This is a genomic window from Halomonas sp. A020 (assembly GCF_027943625.1).
Lineage (GTDB): Bacteria > Pseudomonadota > Gammaproteobacteria > Pseudomonadales > Halomonadaceae > Vreelandella > Vreelandella piezotolerans.
The window spans coordinates 2,380,603-2,402,821 of sequence record NZ_AP022850.1 but is presented as its reverse complement, the minus strand read 5'-3'; the positions used below and the strand labels follow the sequence as shown (position 1 = coordinate 2,402,821).

Sequence of the window (22,219 nt, the reverse complement as noted above, 5' to 3'; positions counted from 1 at the left end):
GGCGATACGGTCTACCTGAGGAGTTTGCCATGCTGCATATCGAACGGCTGACCCTAGAACTGCCCCATTACCCCCGCTGGTGGCAAAGAGAGTGGGCCACCTGTATCGACGCGCTATCGCTGCACATAGCAGCGGGCGAAATACACGCGGTGGTGGGGGCATCAGGCGCAGGGAAAAGCCTGCTCGCCTACGCCATTATGGGACTGCTGCCGTCGGCGGCTAAGATGAAGGGAACGCTGCATTTTCACTCAGCGCCTTTAACCCCTGCGCGTCAGCGCCAGCTACGCGGCCATCAGCTAGCGCTGATTCCCCAATCACTAAGCGCCCTTGACCCTCTCGCTCGTAGCCAGCAACAGGTACGCTGGGCTGCCCAGCGCGTGGGGTTTGAACGCCCCGCCGCCGATCAGCGTGCCGAGGCGCTGCTCGGCCACTACCAGCTTAGCCACGCCGCCGCCCTCTACCCCCATGAGCTCTCGGGTGGCATGGCCCGTCGCGTACTCATCGCCATGGCCCAAGTGGGCAACGCGCACCTAGTGATTGCCGATGAGCCCAGCGTGGGTCTAGACCCCACACAGCGCGACCGCGTACTGGCAACGCTAAAGGCCATGGCACTCGAGGGCAAAGCAGTATTGCTGATTACCCACGACCTTCGCCATGCCCTGCCCATTGCCGACCGCGTCACCGTGATGCGACACGGCAAAGGCCTAGAGACCGCCCCCGCCAAAGCGTTTCAGGGCCAAGGGGAACGGTTAACCACCGCTTATGCACGCGCCCTCTGGCACGCGCTGCCGGATAACGCTTTCAGCACGCTGCCAGTCACCGCCTTGCGACAGGAGCCAACGCTTGCTTGAAGCCCATGGTGTCTCGTTTCACTTTCCTTCCGGCTTGCCGCTCCTGAAAGGAGTTTCCCTTCGGCTTGCACCTGGCGAATGGATCGGGCTCAGCGGCGACTCTGGGGCAGGAAAAACCACCCTGGGTAAACTGCTGGCAGGTCAGCTAGCCCCCCACGAGGGCCAAGTGACCATTGACGGCGCGCCGCTACCGACACAAGGTTTAAGCCCCGTACAGTGGCTTCCGCAGTCACCTGAGCTGGCGGTCAACCCGCGCTGGCGGGTAGGCAAGATAGTGAGAGAGGCATGGACACCCCCCGATACGCTGATGAAAGCGTTTGGTATTGAGCCGCACTGGCTCAAGCGTTTTCCCAGCGCCCTCTCTGGCGGAGAGCTACAGCGTGTATGCGTACTTCGCGCACTCGCCCCCGGCGTGCGCTACGTGGTGGCCGATGAAATCTCAACCATGCTGGATCCCATCACCCAATTAACCCTTTGGCAGGCGCTGCGCGCCCAAGCGGAACGCCACAACCTGGGCGTGCTGGTAATCAGCCACGATACGGCGCTGCTAAAGCGCCTGTGCCATCAACGGTGGCATTTGGCGGGTGGGCAATTAACGGCTGGTACGGCGCTCGAAGCGCCATAGGCCCACGCTAATGAACAGCGTCACGCAAAGCAGCAGCCACGAACCGATCGCCACGCCCTGCCACTGCGACCAGCGCCAAAAGGGCTCCAACCAAAAACCGCCAATGCTGGCACCTAGATAGTAAAACACGAGATAGAGCGCTGATGCGCTACCCCGCGCTCCTTGGGCATAGCGCCCCACCCAGCTAGACGCCAGCGAATGCGCCATAAAAAAGCCAAAAGCGTTAATGGTCAAACCCAATATGATCAGTGCCAGCGAGTCCGCCAAGGTCACAGCCGTCCCCAGCATCAGAATCACGATGCCTGCGCTAATACAGATGGCAGGTGAAAAACGCCCCGCCAACTTGCCGGACACCGTCGAACCAAAGGTACCGCCCAGATAGGTAAGAAAAATCAGCCCTAGACCGCTGGTCGCCAACTGATAAGGCGCATCCGCTAGACGAAAAGTGATATAGCTGTATTGGTTGATAAAAATCAGAAAGTTGATGCCGCCTAGACAGTAGGCGGCGAGCAGCACCGGTGAGCGCAGATGTCCCAGCAGGTCTGTCACTGCGTCACGCAAATGAAAACGTTTGGGCACGAAGGCTTGGCTGTTGGGCAGTAGCCGCCAGAAAAGCACACAGCCAACCAGGGTCATGGCTCCCACTGCAATAAACGCTGCCGTTGGCCCGCCGATGGCGGCGGCACCACCGCCAACGATACGTCCGCTGATACCGCCCAACGAATTGGCGCCGATATAGAGCCCGACGGCGCTCAGCAGAGCCGTCTTGTCGAACTCATCGCCCATCCAGGCAATGGCCACCGCAGGCAAACCTCCGAGCACGAAGCCTTGCAGCAAGCGCAGCAACAGCAAACTTTCGAAGGACGGCGCAAAGGCCAAGGCAAGCGACAGGCCACCGGCCAGGAGCAGCGTAAACCGCATGATGGCTTCCCGACCAATCGCGTCGGAGAGCGGCCCAAACACCAGCAGCGCCAAGGCCAGCGAGAGTGTCGACACCGACATCAGCAGGCTGACACCTAGCGTCGACACGCCATAGGTCTCTTTGAGTCCAGGCAGCAGCGGCTGCGGTACGTACAGGTTGATGAACACCAAAAACGACCCTAAACAGAGGGCCGCCGTCGCGCGCCACCAAGCGCGCGTCTTTGCTTCAATCATGGCCTTTCCAACGTGAACGGACGCTCACGGCGAACACTTACGGCATGAAACGGCTGCTGAGCTGAGCCAGATTGGTCGGCTCTAGCGCCCGACGCGACTGCCAGTAATAGCGCTGCCAATAGCTGTTGTCCAAGCTTGAGATGATCACCCCTTTGGAGGTGGACGCATGGAGAAAGTAGCCATTGCCGACGTAAATGCCCACATGGTTGTAGCGTCCCGGTGGGCGGAAGAAGACCAGATCGCCCGCCTGTAGCTCTTGGCGGTCGATCGGGCGTCCCTCATGCACTTGATCTTGGGTGGAACGGGGTAACTCGACGTCAAAGGTATCGCGGAATACGTTTCTCACCAGGGCAGAGCAATCGATCCCTCGATCCGTCGTTCCTCCAATCCGATAAGGCGTTCCGGCCCACCGCTGATGCTGCTCTAGAAGCGCTTGGCGCACGACTGTTGGCGGGGGTGTCTGCAGACTGCGAAGATGCGCATCGATGGGATCAACGGGCGACATTTGAGGATTGGCGCCCTGCATGCCGGGAAGCGACATCGAGAAGTAATCCTCGGGGGGTTCCATACCCTGGCGTGAGGCGGAGCCCGCACAACCAGCTAACAAAGCAACGACGACACAAACACTTACAACACGGACAGCGGTCACAGCGGGGTGTGGCGACGCAACCATGCGATTAACCTCGTGACTGAAGAAAAAGTGGAAAAGACCCAAGCATGAGAAAACTCATTTTTTACAAACCCTGGACTATAAGCTAGTTATCCTATGCTTGGCGAGCCTAATGTAAGATTCGTTGATCACCCGGCAGCGTATCGATATGCAGCGGCGCGAAATGGCGCGGCTTGTTGCCTGGAAAATCCAGGCTCGCCCAGGGGCCGGCCAGCACTGGCGCGCCGCATAACCAAGCCACCAGCGCTTGACGAAAACCGGCCAAGAAACTCTCTCGTTCCGGGGTGTCGCCCATGAAAAACGAAAACCCTGCGTACATGCCCGCCGCATACTCCTGCCAACCCGAGTAATGATCCGCCGCCAACTGATAGGCGCGGTCGAGCACGTTCGCGAACGCTGACTTGTCGAGCCAACCTAGCTGACGTGCCGCAATGGCGAGATCGACGAGCTGGGCAATGTCCCAGGCGGCCATATCCACGTCATTACAACCATCTTCGTTGGTACTCACTCGGCGCAGGCGCAACAAGTGGTGACGCTCCTCTTCGCCGCAGTCGCCGGACTCCAATATGGCGATCTCAGCCGCCAACCGCTCCGGGTTCAGCGTGTAGGGCGCGTAGTTGATCTGGTACTCCTGCCGATCTCCCGCCTCCAACATGAAGGTCAAAAACTCCTGCATGTCGTCGGCGCTAGAGAGGTGATAGTGGCTCTCTACCCATTCGCGAATGTCGGCGCACTCACGAGGACTTTCCAACTGTGGCTCGCTCCAGACCGCGCTGTTCAGCGGCCCCACCAGCGACATCGCCGTGAAGTGGGTCAATGTAGGTCTCTCACCCGGTTCGCACCAAGCATCGGGGCGCCAATCTAGCCAGTGGAACAGGCTGCCAGGATCTTCCAAATGCCATGCGATTTCATTGATCAGCGAATCATGCTCGGGCTCTGGCAGGCAACTCTCCCAGGCAAACCACGCCTCTAGCAGACGCTTGGGCGACGCATAAAAGCGACACAAGCAGCTACGTAAGGCGCTAGCGTGTTGCATGAGCGGTTCGCGCTCGAACAGACCACTGTCGAAAGCCATATGCAGATAGAAGGCAAATTTCTCCGCCATGTGAATCGTCGCGGCGTGGCGGCTCACGCCTTTTACCGCGTTGCGCTGTTTGAGCTCATCGGGGGTCGGCTGACCAAAGCGCGTCTGCGACGGTGGCAATACGCCATGGGCGGCATCCGCAGCCAGCTGGTTAAGATGGTGCGCCTGGGCAGGTAGCCAGTAGCGCGCCAGCACTTGGTGGCCCTCATCGGCATGCAGCCCCAGAGAGTCTTGAAGGTAAACGGCGGCATCTGCCCTGCGCTGTTCGGCGATCGGCGCTGACGGATCGAGTTGCCGCAACATGACGTCCGGCTCGCGGACGCCCGCCAACGCGAGCAGCCAATGGTGCGGCGTATGACGCCATGCTTTGATGCGCGCCCGCGAGGCATCACGGGTCGGCTCGTCCAGTAACGCCCCCAGCGAGTGTTTCCAAGGGCTGTGGGGCGCGTGCATGAGCAGCTTATGACGCGCGCTAGGCGTCATCCCCCGGCGATCGACGCCCTCGAAGAGGCTTTGCCCGCGAAGGTAGGCTTTCAGTACAGCATGCCAGTCGTGGTAACGGCGCCCGACGAGATCAGCCGCGTGGGCCGCCAGGTCGTCCGCTTCCACCTGGCTTAGCCAGCCGCAGCAGGCACCGGCCCAGGCAAGCTCCACCAATCGCAGCCAATCCCAGGCAGCCCACTCCAGCGGCTCGCCCTGATTGACGAACGTGGTGAGCACCGGCGCGTAAGGCGCATCGTTCACCGCGCCCCGTTGCCACTCTTGGCGCTGAGCATGATCCATGGTTAGCAGTTCGCGGGCTTCGATATCCCAGCGCTGGCGCTCGCCCTGGGCACTGAGCCAAAGCATCACTTCCAGTAACTGCTCACGGTCGTGAATCTGCCAAACACGCGCCAACCACTGCGTGGCGTCGGGCCAATCGGCGGTGCTGGCTGGATAGCACACCAGCGGGCGGAACAGTGCGCCCAACCGCCAGGGCTGGGCTGCAGCAGACTGAGGCCACAACGATGCTGGGGCGCCACGCTCGGCGAGCGCGGCATCCAGCGCCTGCCAGGTAACACCTTCACCTTCACTCTCTAGATCCGACAACGCTTGGCAGGCATCGATAAAACGGTCATCGGCACCGGTTTCCCAGCCTTTAGCACCTAAGGCGCGGCGCAGGTCGGCCAGCCACGCTCGCTGATCGCCGTAGTCGGCGGTGATGCGTCGTATTAGGTGGTGCGCCCAGTTCGCCGCCTGCGCCTGACTCAACCAGCCTGCTGCTCCCGCCAGGGCTGACCACTCCAGCGCGCCCAGCAGTTGGTCGGCACCCCCCGATGGCGCACCAAGGGCAAAAAATAGCTGGTCTGCCAACGCGCCACGATCTGTCATACCCAGTTCCAGCAGGCGCTGCTCCGCTGCAACCGCATCCACCGCCAGTGGATGCGGCGTAAAAGCCCAGTCACACAGCACCAGCTGTTGAGCCCACCAGGTAGTTAGTGCGTCGACCAAAAGACACCTCGAAGAAACAGAAAGCGATCCATGAAAGCCATCACCCATCGGAGCAGCCAGTCGCGGCTGCTAAAAGCCGAATAGTGTAACGGAATCTGCTGCCAAGACCGATAGCCGCCGCACAAAACAGCGCTGCCCGGCACAAAGGCCGGGCAGCAGATACCACTTAGCGTGAGAAACGCTAGGCGCTTTTAACTTTACTAATGACCCATAACAAGACCACGGCCCCCACGGTCGCCGTGACGAGCGAGCCGATGAAGCCGCCCGCCTGCAGCCCCAGCAGGCTGAATAGGAAACCACCGACGAGCGCACCGACCACGCCGACGCCAATGTTACCGAGCACGCCAAAGCCGCCGCCACGCATGATGTTGCCGGCGATCCAGCCAGCTAAACCACCAATGATTAACCACGCAATAAAGCCCATACTACCTCCTTGGTTTCACTCAGCTTGGGGTTTTACCTTCCATCTATGCTTGTCCTACCATAGCACACGGCGCTACTGTTCTGCCTATTTGTTGCCTTTGCCCACAAGGATTCCCCTATGATTCCCGACTCCCTTAAACAGCTACTTAGTCATGTTGATGGTCATCAACGCGTCACCTGGGAAGGCCGTGACGTTACGCTCTTCAACATGGCCTGGGGGGAAATGGTCATTAGCCTGCAAGGCGCACAGGTGCTGCACTTTCAGCCGACAGGCGACACTGGCTGGCTATGGGTAACGCCAACGCCCCAAGCGCTGCCCGGCGCGATCCGTGGCGGCATCCCGCTCTGCTGGCCTTGGTTCGCCGACGAGCGCTACGCTGACGAAAGCCCCGAGCGTAACGGCCCCTTTCATGGGCTTGCCCGTCACGCCATGTGGCGCCTGGACGCCGTTGACGACCACGCCGAAGGCATCGAGGTCCACCTCTCGCCAGAAGAGCGTCTGCATAGCCAGCTCACCGCGCGCGTGGTGATTCAAGCCAACGCCCAGCGGCTCAACGTCGAGATCATCAGCGAAAACATCGGCGATGCCCCGATCAAGACCAGCGGTGCGCTGCACAGCTACTTGGCTGTCCATGACGCCCATCAGTGCCGTTTAGAGGGCCTGGCGGGGGCGCGCTACCTGGACAAGCTGCGCGACTTTGCCGAGTCTGAGCAGCAGGGCACGCTGGCGATTCGTGGACCGGTCGACCGTATTTATCACACCAACGAAGCCGTGCTGCTCGACGACGGTCAGCGCACGCTGCGCATCGGCAAACAGTCCAGCGACTCTACGGTGATCTGGCACCCGGATAGCGAACTGCCCAACGATACCCCCGCTGACGCCGCCAAGCACTTTGTATGCGTCGAAGCCGCCAATACTCGCCTTGATCCCGTTTGGCTGGTTCCCGGAGCACAGCACTTGCTAGGGACGACAATAAGCCGCGGTTAATGATCGGTTCATCGAGGCTTTGCTATGATCATGCCACCAATATCCCCAAGGAGAGACGATGGATCCGCAGCAATGGCTGGAGGCCGCCACGCTGGCCTTTAACCTAATCGGCATGGTGGTGTGCTTGGTGGGTTTGACCCTTGCGCAAAAAATGCAGCGCCGCTGGCCCGGCTATAGCCTTGCGGTCGTTGGCTTCATCATTGCGACCCTGCCCATGCTCTCTCAGCTGGTCTTGATGTGGCAGCGCTAGCGCGCTCATCTCATTCGAACGCCCTACCCAACCAAGGAAGCGACAGGATGCGCCAGCCGCTGAGCCGCGAATTGAGCAACCTATTAGAGCGAGGCCGAGACCGGCAGCTGCGTCTGGCGGTGACGGGTCTGTCGCAAGCAGGAAAAACAGCCTTTTTGACCTCGCTAGTGAACCAACTGCGCCATGCAGGCGTAGAAGCACGATTAGACCTGTTATCGGTTGCCCGCGAAGGGCGATTGCTAGGCGCGCAGCGTTTGAATCAGCCTGACCTAGGGGTGCCGCGTTTCCCTTACGACCCCGGCATGGCCTCGCTGAGAGACACACCGCCGCGCTGGCCAGAGCCTACTCGGGGTATCAGCGAGCTTCGCTTGCAGCTGCGCTACCGCCCTGCCCAACAGGGCTGGTTCACGCCGGATATCGCTCACCTGACACTGGACCTGTTCGACTACCCTGGCGAATGGCTGCTGGATTTACCGCTGCTGCAGCACGACTTCTATAGTTGGAGCCAGAGCCAAGCCCAGCACGAAGGCCCCCATCGCCGAGCGCTGTTTAGCGAATGGTTGGCCGAAGCAGAGCAGCTAGACCCCACGGCGGAAGCCGATGAAGCGCAGCTCGCCACGCTGGCCGAGGCCTACGCATTGGGCCTACGGCGCGCCAAGCAGGCGGGCTTTTCTAACCTGCAGCCGGGGCGTTTTTTGCTGCCCGGCGAGCTGGATGGCGCACCGGTGCTGCAGTTCTTCCCACTGCCTGGATTAGATATTCCCAAAGAAACCCTCGACGCGCTGCCCGAGTCGAGCCTCTACGCCACCCTGGCGGCGCGTTTTCGCTACTATCAGCAGCAGGTGGTTCGCCCCTTCTACCGCGACCACTTCCGCCGCTTTGACCGCCAGATTGTGCTGGTGGACGTGCTGGGCGCGCTCAATGCCGGGCCGGAGCGCTTCGAGGATCTTTCCCGCGCGCTGCAACAGCTGATGAAGAGCTTTGATTACGGCAAGCGCAGCCTGCTGACCCGGCTGTTCGCTCCCAAAATTGACCGCCTCGCCATTGCCGCCACCAAAGCGGACCATGTGACACCCGACCAACACACCCAAGTGGTGCAGCTGTTAGAAGCGCTGCTGGCGGAGCCATTGAAAGACTTACGCTTTGCAGATATCCCGGTGAAAGCGCTGTCGTTGGCGGCCATTCGCGCCACCGAGGCCCGCGAAGTGCTGCATGATGGCAAGCGAACACCAGCGCTGAAAGGCACCACGTTAGAAGGCGAAGACGTGCTGGTGTACCCCGGCGATGTGCCCAGCCGCCTGCCCAAAGCCGATTTTTGGCAGCAGCAAGGGTTTGATTTCCCCAGCTTCCGCCCGATGCCCGCCGATAGCGAGGCACTGCCCCACATCCGTATGGACGCCGCGATTGACTGGCTGATTGGAGACAAACTGACATGAGCAACCCTCAGCCCCGCCGCGACTTCCACACCGAAGCGCCGCCCGAACCTACCCCGGAAACCCTGCGCCAGCACGAACGCTTTTCGGCGACTGAATCGCACCAGCCGCTAGCGACCCAAGCCGAACTCAAAGCACTGCCGGAAGAGACCCTAGGCGCGCCCCGCAAGCGCCGCTGGGGGCTGATGTTCGCCTTGGCAGGCGGAGCCACACTCGGCACGGTAGAGCTGGCAACCGGCATTCCTGACGCGCTGTCCCAGTCCCAGTGGATGACGATGGCGTGGCAGCTGTTTGGGATTAGCCTGATTGGCTTGGGCGGTGTATCGCTTCTCAAGGAGCTGGGCCGTTTGCGGCGCTTAAAGCGACACGACCAGTTACGGGCCAACCTAGCCGAGCTTCCCCAGCGTTCCAGCCAGCAGGCCCAGGCGATGGCCGTTCAATTGAAACAGCAGCTCGCGCTGAGCAACGATGATCCTCACTGGCTGGCCTTCCAGCGGGCGTGCCAGCCGCACCACAGCGGGGAAGAGATTCAAACCCTGCTGCGCTACCACCTGCTGGCCCCCCGTGACCGGGAAGCTCAGCGGTTGATTACCCGGATGTCGGGGGAAACCGCCATCATGGTGGCGGTTTCCCCGCTGACCCTGGTGGACATGACGCTGGTGGCGTGGCGCAGCCTGGCCATGGTGGATCGGCTGAGCCGTCTGTACGGGCTGGAGCTTGGCTACGCCAGCCGCCTGCGGCTATTTCGCCACGTGCTGCACAACATGGCCTTTGCAGGCGCCAGCGAACTGGCCACCGATGCCAGCATGGACATGCTCTCGCTGGACTTGGCAGGCCGCCTTTCGGCGCGAGCCGGCCAGGGCTTGGCGACCGGGTTGCTGAGCGCCCGCCTGGGGCTGCGTGCCCAGCGGCTGTGCCGCCCGGTGGCCTTTACGCCAGAGGAGCAGCCCAAATTAGCCGACCTTCGCCAAGACCTCTGGCGGCAGATCAAGCGGCTCGACAAAGAGCCCGCCCCCGCCGCGCGTCACCGCGATTAATACCACTCACCCAGCGGCTCACGCCAGCCGCTGCTCGGTTTCAGCATCGAACAGCACCGCTCGGGACATATCGACCCTCAGCGCCAAGCGCTCCCCGGGTGATACCTCACATTTGGGCCCGACCCGCGCGGTAATCTCCTGCTCACCCAGCGGCAGGCGCAGCAGAATATCGGCACCGGTCGGTTCCACCACGCTCACCTTGGCGTCCAACAGCGTACCTTCGGCTTGCTCGCTGAGGCGCAGGTCCTCTTCGCTAAAGTGCTCGGGCCGTAGACCCAGAATCACCGGCTTGTCGAGCTGCTCTACCAAGCCTGCCGTGTGTCGGGCCGTTGGCCAGGGCAGCAGCAGGTCGGCTTCGTCGGGGGTGGCAATGCGCAGTGCATAGCCATCGCCGTCGGCTTCCAGCGTGGCGCGGATGAAGTTCATCGACGGCGAGCCCATAAAGCCCGCCACGAACATATCCACCGGATTGTTGTAGACCTCATCGGGGCTGCCCAACTGCAGAATATGCCCGTCACGCATCACCGCGATACAGTCTGCCAGGGTCATGGCTTCTACTTGATCGTGGGTAACGTAAACGATAGTGGTGCCCAGGCGCTGGTGGAGCTTTTTGATCTCGGTGCGCATATCCACGCGCAGCTTGGCGTCCAGGTTCGAGAGCGGCTCGTCAAAAAGATAGACTTTGGGCTCCCGCGCCAGGGCGCGCCCCATGGCGACCCGCTGGCGCTGGCCGCCGGAGAGCTGGGCGGGCTTGCGCTCTAACAGGTGGGAAATCTGCAGCAGATCGGCCACCCGCTCCACGGCGGCTTCCCGCTCGGCCTTGGGTACTTTGCGCATCTCTAAGCCGAAGCTGATGTTTTGGCGCACGGTCATACTGGGGTACAGGGCGTAGGACTGGAACACCATGGCGATATCGCGCTCGGCGGGGGTCCGCCAGGTGACGTCTTCGCCGTCGATATAAATATTGCCGCTGGTGACCGGCTCAAGGCCTGCAATGGCATTCATCAGTGTGGATTTACCACAGCCGGATGGCCCCACCAGAATCAAAAACTCGCCGGAATCGATGGAGATACTGACATCTTTCAGCACCCGCTCGCTGCCAAACTCTTTGCGTACGTTGTGTATCTCTAACGCTGCCATGATGAAAATCCTGTTCTAAGGGGCTGGCAAGAAGCGCCTTGGCACCGGTCAGATCACCCCTTGGCGGGGGCGCTGTAAACCCTTCCCTGGGCGCTACTTTCGCCGTCCTGGCGAAAGACCCCCGCTACGGGGTGATGCTGACCTCTACCTGCGACTGCCATGCACCTAGTTGTTATTAGCCCTTAACTGAGCCTGCCGTGAGCCCGCGTACGAAGTATTTACCCGCCAGCACGTACACCACCAGGGTGGGCAGTGCGGCAATCATGGCGGCGGCCATATCGACGTTGTATTCGCGCACGCCGGTGGAGGTGTTCACCAGATTATTGAGCGCCACGGTAACCGGCTGGGTGTCGTGTGCCGAGAACGCCACGCCGAATAGGAAGTCGTTCCAGATCTGGGTGAATTGCCAAATCACCGACACCACGATAATGGGCGCCGACACTGGCAGCAGGATGCGCCAGAAAATACGGAAGAACCCGGCACCGTCCAGCTTGGCCGCCGACACCAGCTCGTTGGGAATGCCCACGTAGAAGTTGCGGAAAAATAGCGTGGTGAAGGCGATACCAAACACCACGTGCACCAGAATCAGCCCCGCTCGCGAGCTGGAAAGCCCCAGCCATCCCAAGGTTTGTGCCATGGGCAGCAGCACCACCTGAAACGGAATGAAGCAGCCAAACAGCATCAGCGCGAACACCAACTCGGAGCCTTTGAAGCGCCACTTTGTCAGCGCATAGCCGTTCAGCGCACCCACGGCGGTGGAGATCAGCACCGCAGGAATGACGATGGCAAAGGAGTTCCAAAAATAACCACCCACGCCTTCGCAGCGCATACCGGTGCAGGCTTCACCCCAGGCTTTTGCCCAGGGGGCCAGCGTCGGATTTTGCGGTAACGACAGCAGCGACCCGGCGCTGATTTCGCTCAGCGGTTTAATGGAGGTCATCAGCATGACCACCAACGGCAGCACGTAGAACAGCGCGGCGATGACCAGGACCGCGTACAGCACGCCACGCCACAACTTGGCCGCAGGCGTTTGGCGACGAATCACATTAGCCATGTTTGCGGCTCCTTAATTCGGAGTAGAGGTAAGGAATCAGGATGGCCAGTACCCCACCGAGCATCAGCATGGCACTGGCCGACCCTAGCCCGATCTGCGCCCGGTTGAACGCATGGGTATACATGAACGTGGCCGGCAGGTCCGTTGCATAGCCCGGCCCGCCGCCGGTGAGCGCGACGACCAAGTCAAAACTCTTGATGGCAATGTGGGCCAGAATCATCACCGCGCTGAACACCACCGGGCGCAGGCAGGGCATGACCACCCGCCAGTAAATGCGCGGCAGGCTCGCGCCATCGAGCTGGGCGGCTTTGATAATGCTATCGTCGATACCGCGCAGCCCGGCGAGAAAGAGCGCCATCACGAAGCCAGAGGCCTGCCAAACGGCGGCAATCACCAAGGTGTAGATCGCCATATCCGGATCGACGATCCAGTCGAACTCGAACGACTCGAAGCCCCAGCTGCGCACCATGGCCTGAATGCCTAGCTGCGGGTTCAGCAGCCACTTCCACACGACCCCCGTAACAATGAACGACAGCGCCATGGGGTAGAGATACACCGTGCGTAGCGCGCCCTCCTGACGAATCTTTTGATCCAACAGCATCGCCAGCAGTGCCCCCAGCACTAAGCAGATCACGATAAACAGCGTGCCAAAGATCATCAGATTGGTAGACGCCACCCACCAGCGCTCGTTGGCCATCAGCCGCGCATACTGGCCAAACCCGACAAAATCGTAGCTGGGCAGCATACGCGAGCTGGTGAGTGATAAGACAAAGGTCCACAGCATAAAGCCGTAAACAAAAAACAGAGACACCGCCACCGAGGGTGCCAGCACTAGCCTTGGCAGCCAGGCCTGCAGCCGACCAGAGGCCGTTGGCCGCAACGCGGTGTGCGTTGGGGTTTCGCTCATGGGGAATTCCTCGCCAGTCAACCGCTAGCGCCGCCGTTGCGGCGGCGCTGGTTGCGTACGTTCAGCGCTTACTTGCGCTATTGCCAATGGTGCCGCGCTTAGAACGAGGCAGCTTCTGCGGCGCTGACCAGTCGCTGGGCCGCTTCTTCGGCGGGCATATCGGCGTCGTTGAAGTAGTTGGTCACGACGTCGAAGATGGCTCCCTGAACGTCGGCACGTACGGCCATACCGTGAGCCATACTGGGCACTAATCCGCCTTCATCGGCAGTGCTCTGGAAATCGGCCATTGACTGCTGGGCGCAGCTATCGAACTCGCTCATATCCAGATCGGGCCGTGCGGGAATGGAGCCTTTGGCAAGGTTGAAGGCTTCCTGGAAGGTGGGTTCAAGCACCAAACGCGCCAGCGTGTGCTGGGCTTCACGCTCGGCATCATCGGACACGCGGAACATCGCCAGGCTGTCGATGTTGAAGGTAAAGGCGCCTTCGGTGCCCGGAGCGGCGGCGCACAGGTAGTCGTCACCGGCGGTCATGCCTGCAGCGGTGAACTCCCCCTTCGCCCAGTCACCCATCAACTGGAAACCGGCCACGCCCTCGATCACCATCGCGGTGGCAATGTTCCAATCGCGGCCCGGCATGCCTTCGTCCATCAGCTCGCGCAGGCGTTTGAAATCTTCCAGTGCGGCGACCATCTGCTCGCCTCCCAGGGCTTCTGGGTCTAGCTCCACCAGCGCCTGCTGATAGAACTCGGTGCCTTGACTACCTAACACCACGCTTTCAAATACGGTGGCGTCCTGCCAGGACTGGCCACCGTGGGCGAGCGGCACAAAGCCCGCTTCACGAATCGCTTCCCCGGCGGCAAACAGCTCGTCGAGGGTGGTGGGCATTTCTACGCCAGCGGCTTCCAGCACGTCTGGGTTGGCCCACAGCCAGTTAACCCGGTGTACGTTTGCGGGCACGGCTACGTACTGGCCGTCATAACGCATAATATCGGCCACAATTTCTGGTAACAGGTCGTTCCAGCCTTCGGCATCCGCCACTTCATTTAAGTCACCTAGCAGGCCAAGCTCGCCCCACTCCTGAATTTCCGGGCCTTTAATTTGCGCGGCGGAGGGTGGGTTACCTGACATGGCACGGGATTTGAGCACTGTCATGGCGGTTTCACCGCCACCGCCGGCCACCGCAAAGTCCTGCCAGCCGTAACCTTCGGCTTCGAGTAGCTCTTTGAGAACGTTGGCCGCGCGGGCTTCACCACCGGACGTCCACCAGTGCAGCACTTCGACCTCATTGGCCTGCGCGGTGCTTGCCAGGGCCGTACCGGCGGCAAGGGCCAGCGCGAGGGCGGATTTTTTGAAGACGGGTAACAAATGACGCATGAGTTGCTCCTGCTGTTGTTTTTATAGGGATAACGATGATGGGTAAACGGCGAGAGCGCCGTTTTTATCGCGGTTATCGCGCCGCACTTCGTGGTGAGGCGGCTCATCGCAGAGTACGTCACCTGCGCCCACAACGGGAGTTACCGAGTCCTGCATAGTGTTAGCGATTTATTACAAGTCTGTAACGCTGGTTTGGCGAGGCAGCGTAAGCGTGGCCAGCAGGCCGCCTACGGGGTGATTAGCAAGGGTAATATCGCCCCCATGGGCACGGGCGATATGCCGGGCAATGCCTAGCCCCAAGCCGCTTCCACCGGTGTGGCGGCTTCTGGACACCTCCAGGCGTACAAAGGGTGAAAACACGCGGCCAAGCTGATCCTTAGGGATGCCAGGGCCACTGTCGTGAATATGTAGGCGCACCACGCCCGACTGCTCTTCCAGCGTTACCCTCGTCCGCTGGCCGTAAAACACCGCATTTTCTAACAGGTTCGCCAGGCAGCGCTTCATCGCCAGCGGCTTGACCGTGAGTAACGCCACCTGCCCGGCCACCTGCACGTCGCCCCCCTGCAAGCGCAGCGCCTCGGCCAGTTCAATCGTGAGCGCGTAGAGATCCGTTGGCTGCGGCTCTTCATGCAGGTCTAACCCCTTGACCGAGGCCAGCGCGCCTTTGACCAGCTTGGACAGCTCGTCCAGCGAGGCGCAGAAGCGCTCACGCTGTATTGGGTCATCGAGCATTTCAGCCCGTAAGCGCATTCGAGTAATCGGCGTTTTCAAGTCGTGGGAGATCGCTGAGAAGAGCCTCTCGCGCTCCTCCACCTGCTCGCGAATACGCCGCTGCATACGATTGAACGCCACGGCGGTAGCTGCTACTTCCTTGGGACCACTCTCTTTCAGCGGCGGGCTATCCAGGTCGTCGCCGAGCTGACGCGCCGCCCGAGAAAGTCTAGCCAGCGGTCTCGTGACGCTGGTAATACCCAATAACGACAGCGCCAGCACGGTGAGCAGCACGACGATGCCCGCCAGCAGCCGCTCTTCCGAGAGCCAGCGGTAGCCGCTGAAGATATCCGGGACGCCCAGCAGCGTGGCCACATAGAGCCAAGTATCCGGGGCCAACTCCAACTGCACCACCAGAATCGGCGGCGATAGCGGCTCCATCAACAGGCTATGCTGGCCCCAACGGGGCGGCAGATCGTGGAGCAGCACTTCGTTATTGAATACCCGCAGCGTTTCCGGGCGGGAAAACTCCACCACCACATCGTCAATCGAGAGCTGCTGAGTCAGAATGGTGCGAACGTTATTCACCACCACTGTTTTTTCCGGACCGTTGCCGATGTCCACTACGGGGATACGCCGCTCGTTCACACTGACAAAAAAACGCGTGCCGCCCATGCTACGCAGCTGATCCAGCACGATATGCCGATAGTCCACCGGCAGCGAACGGAAAAATTTCATGGTGGAGGCAATGCTAAACGCCATATTGCTGGAGAGCTCATCGAGCTGTTCAAGCTGGCTGGCGCGCACTTGAGAGGTCCAGATGGTATAGCTGGCCACCTGAGCGGCCAGCACCCCAGCAATCATGATGATGACAAAGCGCCCGCGCAGGCTGCCGGGCAGCCAGCGTGAACGTCGTTTCAGCCAACGTCGCCACGCCCTCACGACGTTGGTTCTACCCTGGCCGTGAGCACGTAGCCCGCCCCGCGTACGGTACGAATCAACTGTGAATGCTGGGCATCCTCACCTAGCCGCTGGCGTAGCCGACAGACGTGCACATCAATCGAACGATCCAGCGGCGGCGCATCACGGCCTCGGGTCAAGGTATAGAGATCATCGCGAGTGATCACCTGGGCGGGACGCTCCAAGAACACCTGAAGCAGCTGAAAATCTGCCCCCGACAGCGCGGTGCGCTCGCCGTTGTGACCGACCAGTTCCCGCGTCATGCGGTCGAGTTGCCACTCACCAAAGCGTACCCAGCGCGCTTCATGAAGGGCGGCCGCCGAGGCAGCCGTGCGCGTGCGGCGCAGTACCGCTTTGATACGCGCCAGCAGCTCACGAGGGTTGAAGGGTTTGCCGATATAGTCGTCGGCCCCTAATTCCAGCCCCAAGATGCGGTCGGTATCGTCGGCGCTGGCGGTGAGCATGATGATCGGCGTGTCGCTGGTTTTGCGCAGCTCCCGGCAAATGGTGAAGCCGTCATCCCCCGGCATCATCACATCGACGATCAGCAAATCGGGTGTTCGCTCGGCAAGCTGTGAGTAAAGCGTGTTCGCGTCTTCGGCGGTCCGCACGTGGTAACCGTGTCGCCCCAGGTAATCCGCCAGTAGCTCGCGGATTTCCGGATCATCGTCGACCACCATCAAGGTCGCAGGTGTGGTAGTCATCGTAGAAAGGGCCCCTAGGTTATTATCGTTTTAGGGGCTAGATGATGGTGGAGCGTATCGCCTACCGCAAGCGGCTCTCGACTAAGGTGGCAGAGTGATAATGGCAGCAAAAATGCTAAAGCCCAAAGCGCTGCTTCAGGAACGACGCCACCGCCGCTTCGCCGTGGTGGCCGATGCGCTGGGCTCTTGGCACGCGATCGAACAGCGCCGGATGGGCGTTGGCCATCACCTGGGCTTCACCTGCCAAGGTAAGCATTTCAGTGTCGTTGAGGTTATCTCCGAAGGCTAAGCAGTCGGCGGCGGTGAGCCCCAGCGACTCCAGTAGCGCCGCCAATGCCACGCCTTTGTTGACCCCGCCCGCCATGATCTCTAACGAGTCCACCGTGGAGTAGGTAATGTGCAGCCCATCGCCGTGGGCGGCCTGGGCCTGAGCTTCCAGCTCTGCTAGCGCTTCCGGGTCGCCTAAATAGAGCACTTTACCCACGCCGTTGGCGTCCATCTGATCGGGCGGCACGACCTCATAGCGAAAGCCCGTTGAGGCATGTAATGACAGCAGATGTGGCGCGTGGGCATCCACATGCCAGCCTACCTCGCGGTAAAGACTGAGACGCACTTGGGGTGGCCGGGGTAATTGAATCAGCGTGCGGGCATGAGCCGGATCGAGATGGGACGCGCTGACCAAGCTATCCGCGGGATCATGGGTGTACGCCCCATTAGTACTGATCAGGTGGGCAGGGACGCCCAATTCGTCACGGAATACGCGCATATCGTGGTAATGGCGGCCGGAGGCCAGCGCCAGATGGTGCCCCTGCTGTACCAGCCTACGCAGCACCTCGACGGTGCTGTCATGTAACCGGTGGTCGCTGCCCAGCAGCGTACCGTCCAGGTCGGAAACGATCAGGCGTGGGGTCATAAGCGCGCTCCTTGTACGTTAGTCGCCTTAGCGGTCGATCTACTCAGCTTAACCGATTCAGCCAAGCGTAAGTAAGCCATTGACCTGTCGTGCCCACCGCCACTTCCCCCAGGGCAACGATTGGCGCGGCCAGTGGGAATCCGTATAGTGGCACCCTACTCTCGCCAACTGATCGAACACATGCTTCAAAACAACTCCCTGCTTGCCCAGCTCAAGCAACAGATCCGTGAAACGACTCCTCGCGCCGAAGGGGTGATCAAAGCTACCGAAAAAGGCTTTGGGTTTCTTGAAACCGACAGCGGCGACTCCTATTTCGTGCCACCTCCCGCCATGAAGCAGGTACTGCACGGTGATCGCGTGGAAGCCGTCATACACGAAAACGGCGATAAGAAGTCGGTCGAGCCGGAAAAGCTCATCGAAGCCGGTTTGGACCGCTTCGTGGCACGTGTGCAAAAACGCGACGGCCGCCTGGCGGTGGTGCCGGACCACCCTTCGATTCGCAACGTGTTGAAAGCACGTATAAAAAACAGCCTCGACGAAAATAGCATTGGCGATGGCGACTGGGTCGTGGCGCGCTTGGTACGCCACCCACTAAAAGAGAACGACCGCGGCTTCTTCTCCCAGATCGATGAGTTGGTGGCCAAAGCCGACGACCCTGCCGTACCTTGGCGCGTGACGCTTGCTCGCCACGCGCTGGAACAAGAGTGCCCGGATGCTGGCAGCGATTGGCCGCTACGCGACGAGGGACTGACGCGGGAAGACCTCACCGCACAGCCCTTCTTTACCATCGACGGCGAAAAGACGCGAGACATGGACGATGCCCTATATGTGGTGGCCCGTCCCGAAGGCGGCTGGCAGTTGAGCGTGGCCATTGCCGACCCCACCGCCTATGTGGAAGAGGGCCACGCCGCCGATCTGGAAGCGCGCACTCGCGCATTTACCGTCTACCTGCCGGGCCAGAACGTCACCATGCTGCCCGAGCAGTTGGCGGACGACTTGTGCTCGCTGTGGGAAGGCCAAGAGCGCCCAGCCCTTGCCTGCACGCTGACCATTCATGCCGACGGCAGCCTGGGCGACTACCGCTTCTTCGCGGCCAACGTGACGTCCCATGCGAAGCTGGTGTACGAGCGCGTCTCCGACTGGATCGAAGGCCAGGGCGACTGGGCACCGGCCGAGGAGATTGCCGAGCAGCTGAAGGCGCTGCAGACCTTGACGGAAGCTCGCACTGCATGGCGTAACGAGCACGCACTGGTCTTCAAAGATCGTCCTGATTACGTCTTCGATCTGGATGAAGCGGGCAACGTGCTGGGCATTCGCACCGAAGACCGTCGCATTGCCAACCGCATGATCGAAGAGTCGATGATTGCCGCCAACGCCTGCTGCGCGGACTTCCTGGCCAGCCATATCGGCCACGGCATCTTCAACGTCCACCGCGCTTTCGAGCCGGAAAAAGCCGAAGCGGCCCAAGAGTTCCTCGCCACTCAGGAAATCGTCGTCGATCAACAGGCCTTGACCGAACTGGCTCACTATAAGGAACTCAAGCGTGCGCTTGAGAGCCGCGACGACGCTTGGCTGGATGCGCGCCTGCGCCGTTTCCAGGGCTTCACCAGCATGTCGGCCCAGCCTGGCCCGCATTTTGGGCTGGGGCTGCCCGCCTACGCCACCTGGACCTCGCCGATTCGTAAGTACGGCGATATGGTCAACCACCGCTTGATCAAGCGTGTGCTCAAGGGCGAGCAGGCTCCGGCAGAAGCCAGCCAGCAGCTCACCGAGCAGCTCACCGAGCGCCGCCGTCTGAATCGTATGGCTGAACGCGACGTAAAAGATTGGCTTTACGTGCGCTACCTGACCCCGGCGGCGCAGAATCAGGACACCTTCGACGCCGAAATCATGGCGATCAACCGTGGCGGTATGCGGGTTCGTCTGATAGAAAACGGCGCGACGGCGTTCGTGCCCGCCCCCTTGATGCACAGTGACCGCGATAAAGTGGTCATCGATGACAAAGAGGGCCGCATTCAGATCGAGGGCGAGGAGCGCTTCAAGCTGGGCGATAGCCTGCGTGTCTCACTGACCGAAGCTCGCGAAGAGACACGATCGCTGGTCGCCAAACCTGCTGCCTAAACGCAGCCAACACGTGTTCGCGCCACGGCTTTGCCGTGGCGTTTTTATTTCTGCTGCACGGTGACGTTGTCGCAGAACTGACTTATTTCTACCCTAAGGTAATTCGATGACACTCATGTGGCTCGGAGGTTACCTTGCACATCGCCGATGTGACCATGTTCCACGCCCCGGCAAGTGGCGGCGTTCGCACCTACTTACAGGCTAAACATCGCGTGCTTTCGCGCAGCCCCAACCTGCGAACCAGCCTGCTGGTGCCGGGGGCCGAACGCGATAGTTTGGGCGACCACCATACGCTGTCGGCGCTGCACCTGCCGCTTGGGCAGGGTTATCGATTTCCGCTGCGCCGCCGTCCTTGGCGAGAAGCCTTGGTAGACCTCTCACCCACGTTGATCGAAGCAGGTGATCCGTATGTGACCGCCTGGGCCGCGCTAGAGGCTGGCCAGCGGCTAGGTGTGCCAGTGGTGGGTTTCTACCACTCCGACTTACCTAACTTAATGGGGGACCGTTTTGGACGACACGTCCACCAACGGCTGGTTCGCTACGTGGTAGATCTGTACCAGCGCTTCGATAGCGTACTCGCCCCCTGCCACGCCATGGCCAACCGTCTCACCGAGTGGGGCGTACCCAACGTACGCGTGCAGTCGTTAGGGGTCGATTTAGTGCAGTTCCACCCTTCAAGGCGCGACCCTGGCTTCCGTGCAGCCATGGGTGTACCTGACGATAAGAAACTACTGATATTCGTCGGTCGCTTCTCGCGAGAAAAGAACATCGACGTTTTACTCGCCACCATGCGAGCGCTGGGCAGCGACTATCATCTGCTACTAATGGGGCCGGGCATGCCAACGCAGGTGCCCAGCAATGTCACGGTGGTGAACCGCTGCTGCGGCAGCCATGAAGTGGCAAGGGCGCTGGCCAGTAGCGATGCGTTACTGCATGCCGGCACCCGCGAAACCTTTGGGCTAGTGGCTCAGGAAGCAATGGCCAGCGGCCTGCCAGTCATTGGTGCGCGGGCGGGTGCGCTGATCGAGAACGTACCGCTGGGCGCGGGCGTGCTCTGCCAGCCGCTGGACCCAGATGCCATGGCTGACGCCTGCGCAGCACTATTTAGCAACGACATCGCCGCGAGCGGTCGCTATGCACGCCACTATGTCGAGCGACAGTTCAGTTGGGATAGTGTGATTGGCTCGCTGCTGACGCACTACATCGACCTATGCGGACTCGAACAGCCCGATGCCCGTGCCGTCCGCCGCTAACGCCCAACGGCTGCTACGTTTTCGTCCGCTACACGGTGTGTTGCTGCTCGCTGCCCTGGTGGCACCGCTGGTGCTCACCTCACTGGCCGGGGGCAGCCGAGCGTTCGACCATGTGGCGCAATTCCCCATTGGCTTGCTGGTTCTGATGATCGCCATGGCGGCGCTGTGCTGGAACTTGAACGCCGCCCGCCTGCGCCTGATGCTGAACGGCCGCGCCGGCCAGCTTGGCCAGCGCGGCGCGCTGGGCATCGAGCTGGCGGCGAAGTGCGCGCTCTGCGCCACGCCTGGCGGCAGCGGCGGTCCGGCCACCCTGCTGTTACTGCTTGCCCAGCGGGGATTTTCGCCCTCGAAAGGCACGGCGGTCTTTCTCATCGACCAGGGCTGTGACCTGCTGTTCTTCCTCGTGATGCTGAGCGGCTTGGTGGCGATGTCGGTAGTCGGTGATGCCCAGTGGCCGCACCAGGGCCTGGTACAGCTTTCATTGCTGGGATTGGCGCTGCTAGCCGTAGGCGTCTCGCTGATCATGGGATATTTACCCAAGCTGCTACGGTCGCGTCGTCAGTGGCTGGCTTGGCTACGCCCAAGCCGACGGCGCTGGCTGGTCAGGCGACTGTTACGCTGCCGCCATGCGTTGCGTATGACATTAGCGCTCCCCAAGGGCACGCTGGCAGCAATGCTGGCGCTGACAGCCCTGCACTGGCTACTGCGCTACAGCTTGCTTTACCTTGCAGTGATTGGCATCGGCGGGCATGCCGACTGGCTGTGGACGTTTTTGACTCAGATGCTGGCCATGGCCGCCAGCCAGTTCAGCTTTCTGCCTGGCGGCGCGGGAGCGGCTGAAGTGGGGGTGGGAAGCTTGCTGCTGCCTTTGATGAGCAGGGAGCAGGCCGCTGCCGCCGTTCTGGTTTGGCGGCTGATTAGCTACCACCTTTACCTCGCCGCCGGCGCGCCGCTGCTACTGTTCTACAGCGCCCGTCTGCTGCGTCAGCGCAAGCCGCCCCACCGCTTTCCTTGACCCCCACGAACGCAAAAAGGGCACCCGAGGGTGCCCTTTTCAGCGTCATGAAAAAGTGCGC

20 protein-coding genes are annotated in these 22,219 nt (G+C 61.1%); 9 read left to right on the top strand and 11 right to left on the bottom strand.

From position 1 onward, the window contains the following. Positions 1–29: 29 nt before the first annotated feature. On the top strand, positions 30–851 hold the full coding sequence (locus FRH_RS11140; RefSeq protein ID WP_139525458.1) for an ATP-binding cassette domain-containing protein: 822 nt from the start codon (positions 30–32) through the stop codon (positions 849–851). Beyond that, positions 844–1,476 carry an ATP-binding cassette domain-containing protein gene (locus FRH_RS11135; RefSeq protein WP_139525457.1) on the top strand — a complete coding sequence of 211 codons (633 nt, stop codon included), beginning with the start codon at positions 844–846 and terminating at the stop codon, positions 1,474–1,476. Before FRH_RS11140 ends, FRH_RS11135 begins: the two co-directional genes overlap by 8 nt. Here the strand turns inward: FRH_RS11135 and FRH_RS11130 are convergent. From FRH_RS11130 to FRH_RS11115, 4 genes are all read right to left on the bottom strand, one after another. Then, a complete protein-coding gene (locus FRH_RS11130) occupies positions 1,444–2,631 on the bottom strand; it encodes an MFS transporter (RefSeq protein WP_139525456.1) in 1,188 nt (395 codons plus the stop codon). The two genes, FRH_RS11135 and FRH_RS11130, sit on opposite strands and share 33 nt — an antisense overlap. 37 nt (positions 2,632–2,668) lie before the next feature. After that, entirely contained in the window at positions 2,669–3,199 is a 531-nt protein-coding gene (locus FRH_RS11125) for an NlpC/P60 family protein (protein ID WP_231125521.1), read from the bottom strand. Positions 3,200–3,410: 211 nt separating this feature from the next. Beyond that, on the bottom strand, positions 3,411–5,876 hold the full coding sequence (locus tag FRH_RS11120) for a YbeU/YbeR family protein (RefSeq protein ID WP_153842323.1): 2,466 nt from the start codon (positions 5,874–5,876) through the stop codon (positions 3,411–3,413). 181 nt (positions 5,877–6,057) lie between these two features. Beyond that, positions 6,058–6,300, bottom strand: coding sequence for a GlsB/YeaQ/YmgE family stress response membrane protein (locus tag FRH_RS11115; protein WP_139525453.1), 243 nt, complete (start codon positions 6,298–6,300; stop codon positions 6,058–6,060). A gap of 117 nt (positions 6,301–6,417) precedes the next feature. Between FRH_RS11115 and FRH_RS11110 the strand changes: the two genes are divergently transcribed. Genes FRH_RS11110 through FRH_RS11095 form a run of 4 tightly spaced genes read left to right on the top strand, consistent with a single transcriptional unit; the run spans position 6,418 to position 10,007 of the window. Then, on the top strand, positions 6,418–7,287 hold the full coding sequence (locus FRH_RS11110) for a D-hexose-6-phosphate mutarotase (RefSeq protein ID WP_153842322.1): 870 nt from the start codon (positions 6,418–6,420) through the stop codon (positions 7,285–7,287). A 58-nt stretch (positions 7,288–7,345) separates the two neighbouring features. Further along, the gene (locus FRH_RS11105) at positions 7,346–7,537 is read left to right on the top strand and encodes a hypothetical protein (protein WP_058576924.1); all 192 of its coding nucleotides are present in this window, start codon (positions 7,346–7,348) and stop codon (positions 7,535–7,537) included. A gap of 47 nt (positions 7,538–7,584) precedes the next feature. Beyond that, positions 7,585–8,973 carry a YcjX family protein gene (locus FRH_RS11100; protein ID WP_139525451.1) on the top strand — a complete coding sequence of 463 codons (1,389 nt, stop codon included), beginning with the start codon at positions 7,585–7,587 and terminating at the stop codon, positions 8,971–8,973. Continuing rightward, complete coding sequence (locus FRH_RS11095) at positions 8,970–10,007, top strand: TIGR01620 family protein (RefSeq protein ID WP_139525450.1); 1,038 nt, start codon at positions 8,970–8,972, stop codon at positions 10,005–10,007. Before FRH_RS11100 ends, FRH_RS11095 begins: the two co-directional genes overlap by 4 nt. A gap of 18 nt (positions 10,008–10,025) precedes the next feature. Here the strand turns inward: FRH_RS11095 and FRH_RS11090 are convergent, their stop codons facing one another. From FRH_RS11090 to FRH_RS11060, 7 genes are all read right to left on the bottom strand, one after another. Further along, positions 10,026–11,147, bottom strand: coding sequence for an ABC transporter ATP-binding protein (locus tag FRH_RS11090; protein ID WP_139525449.1), 1,122 nt, complete (start codon positions 11,145–11,147; stop codon positions 10,026–10,028). Between the two features lie 175 nt (positions 11,148–11,322). Beyond that, positions 11,323–12,201, bottom strand: a complete 879-nt coding sequence (locus FRH_RS11085) for a carbohydrate ABC transporter permease (RefSeq protein WP_054641198.1) — start codon at positions 12,199–12,201, stop codon at positions 11,323–11,325. Continuing rightward, complete coding sequence (locus FRH_RS11080; protein WP_139525447.1) at positions 12,194–13,108, bottom strand: sugar ABC transporter permease; 915 nt, start codon at positions 13,106–13,108, stop codon at positions 12,194–12,196. The genes FRH_RS11085 and FRH_RS11080 overlap by 8 nt, the downstream gene beginning before the upstream one ends. Before the next feature lie 98 nt (positions 13,109–13,206). Beyond that, positions 13,207–14,481 carry an ABC transporter substrate-binding protein gene (locus FRH_RS11075; protein WP_139525446.1) on the bottom strand — a complete coding sequence of 425 codons (1,275 nt, stop codon included), beginning with the start codon at positions 14,479–14,481 and terminating at the stop codon, positions 13,207–13,209. Between the two features lie 171 nt (positions 14,482–14,652). Next, complete coding sequence (locus tag FRH_RS11070) at positions 14,653–16,056, bottom strand: ATP-binding protein (RefSeq protein WP_244993004.1); 1,404 nt, start codon at positions 16,054–16,056, stop codon at positions 14,653–14,655. A 74-nt stretch (positions 16,057–16,130) separates the two neighbouring features. Further along, positions 16,131–16,856, bottom strand: coding sequence for a response regulator (locus tag FRH_RS11065; protein WP_139525445.1), 726 nt, complete (start codon positions 16,854–16,856; stop codon positions 16,131–16,133). Between the two features lie 115 nt (positions 16,857–16,971). Next, the gene (locus FRH_RS11060) at positions 16,972–17,769 is read right to left on the bottom strand and encodes a Cof-type HAD-IIB family hydrolase (protein WP_139525444.1); all 798 of its coding nucleotides are present in this window, start codon (positions 17,767–17,769) and stop codon (positions 16,972–16,974) included. A 180-nt stretch (positions 17,770–17,949) separates the two neighbouring features. On the opposite strand from FRH_RS11060, the gene FRH_RS11055 reads away from it, so the two are divergent. The 3 genes from FRH_RS11055 (at position 17,950) to FRH_RS11045 (ending at position 22,158) form a co-directional block, all read left to right on the top strand. Continuing rightward, positions 17,950–19,890 (top strand): exoribonuclease II, encoded by a 1,941-nt coding sequence (locus tag FRH_RS11055; protein WP_281998161.1) that lies wholly within the window; start codon positions 17,950–17,952, stop codon positions 19,888–19,890. 134 nt (positions 19,891–20,024) lie between these two features. Continuing rightward, complete coding sequence (locus FRH_RS11050; RefSeq protein WP_139525443.1) at positions 20,025–21,143, top strand: glycosyltransferase family 1 protein; 1,119 nt, start codon at positions 20,025–20,027, stop codon at positions 21,141–21,143. Beyond that, positions 21,121–22,158 carry a lysylphosphatidylglycerol synthase transmembrane domain-containing protein gene (locus FRH_RS11045; RefSeq protein WP_139525442.1) on the top strand — a complete coding sequence of 346 codons (1,038 nt, stop codon included), beginning with the start codon at positions 21,121–21,123 and terminating at the stop codon, positions 22,156–22,158. The genes FRH_RS11050 and FRH_RS11045 overlap by 23 nt, the downstream gene beginning before the upstream one ends. Positions 22,159–22,219 lie beyond the last annotated feature (61 nt).

Coding starts and splice junctions, on each gene's coding strand:
- FRH_RS11100 (WP_139525451.1), top strand. CDS start 7,585: ATGCGCCAGCCGCTGAGCCGCGAATTGAGCAACCTATTAGAGCGAGGC.
- FRH_RS11110 (WP_153842322.1), top strand. CDS start 6,418: ATGATTCCCGACTCCCTTAAACAGCTACTTAGTCATGTTGATGGTCAT.
- FRH_RS11140 (WP_139525458.1), top strand. CDS start 30: ATGCTGCATATCGAACGGCTGACCCTAGAACTGCCCCATTACCCCCGC.
- FRH_RS11075 (WP_139525446.1), bottom strand. CDS start 14,481: ATGCGTCATTTGTTACCCGTCTTCAAAAAATCCGCCCTCGCGCTGGCC.
- FRH_RS11070 (WP_244993004.1), bottom strand. CDS start 16,056: ATGATTGCTGGGGTGCTGGCCGCTCAGGTGGCCAGCTATACCATCTGG.
- FRH_RS11080 (WP_139525447.1), bottom strand. CDS start 13,108: ATGAGCGAAACCCCAACGCACACCGCGTTGCGGCCAACGGCCTCTGGT.
- FRH_RS11045 (WP_139525442.1), top strand. CDS start 21,121: ATGCCCGTGCCGTCCGCCGCTAACGCCCAACGGCTGCTACGTTTTCGT.
- FRH_RS11060 (WP_139525444.1), bottom strand. CDS start 17,769: ATGACCCCACGCCTGATCGTTTCCGACCTGGACGGTACGCTGCTGGGC.
- FRH_RS11085 (WP_054641198.1), bottom strand. CDS start 12,201: ATGGCTAATGTGATTCGTCGCCAAACGCCTGCGGCCAAGTTGTGGCGT.
- FRH_RS11090 (WP_139525449.1), bottom strand. CDS start 11,147: ATGGCAGCGTTAGAGATACACAACGTACGCAAAGAGTTTGGCAGCGAG.
- FRH_RS11105 (WP_058576924.1), top strand. CDS start 7,346: ATGGATCCGCAGCAATGGCTGGAGGCCGCCACGCTGGCCTTTAACCTA.
- FRH_RS11055 (WP_281998161.1), top strand. CDS start 17,950: ATGCTTCAAAACAACTCCCTGCTTGCCCAGCTCAAGCAACAGATCCGT.
- FRH_RS11125 (WP_231125521.1), bottom strand. CDS start 3,199: ATGGAACCCCCCGAGGATTACTTCTCGATGTCGCTTCCCGGCATGCAG.
- FRH_RS11095 (WP_139525450.1), top strand. CDS start 8,970: ATGAGCAACCCTCAGCCCCGCCGCGACTTCCACACCGAAGCGCCGCCC.
- FRH_RS11115 (WP_139525453.1), bottom strand. CDS start 6,300: ATGGGCTTTATTGCGTGGTTAATCATTGGTGGTTTAGCTGGCTGGATC.
- FRH_RS11065 (WP_139525445.1), bottom strand. CDS start 16,856: ATGACTACCACACCTGCGACCTTGATGGTGGTCGACGATGATCCGGAA.
- FRH_RS11130 (WP_139525456.1), bottom strand. CDS start 2,631: ATGATTGAAGCAAAGACGCGCGCTTGGTGGCGCGCGACGGCGGCCCTC.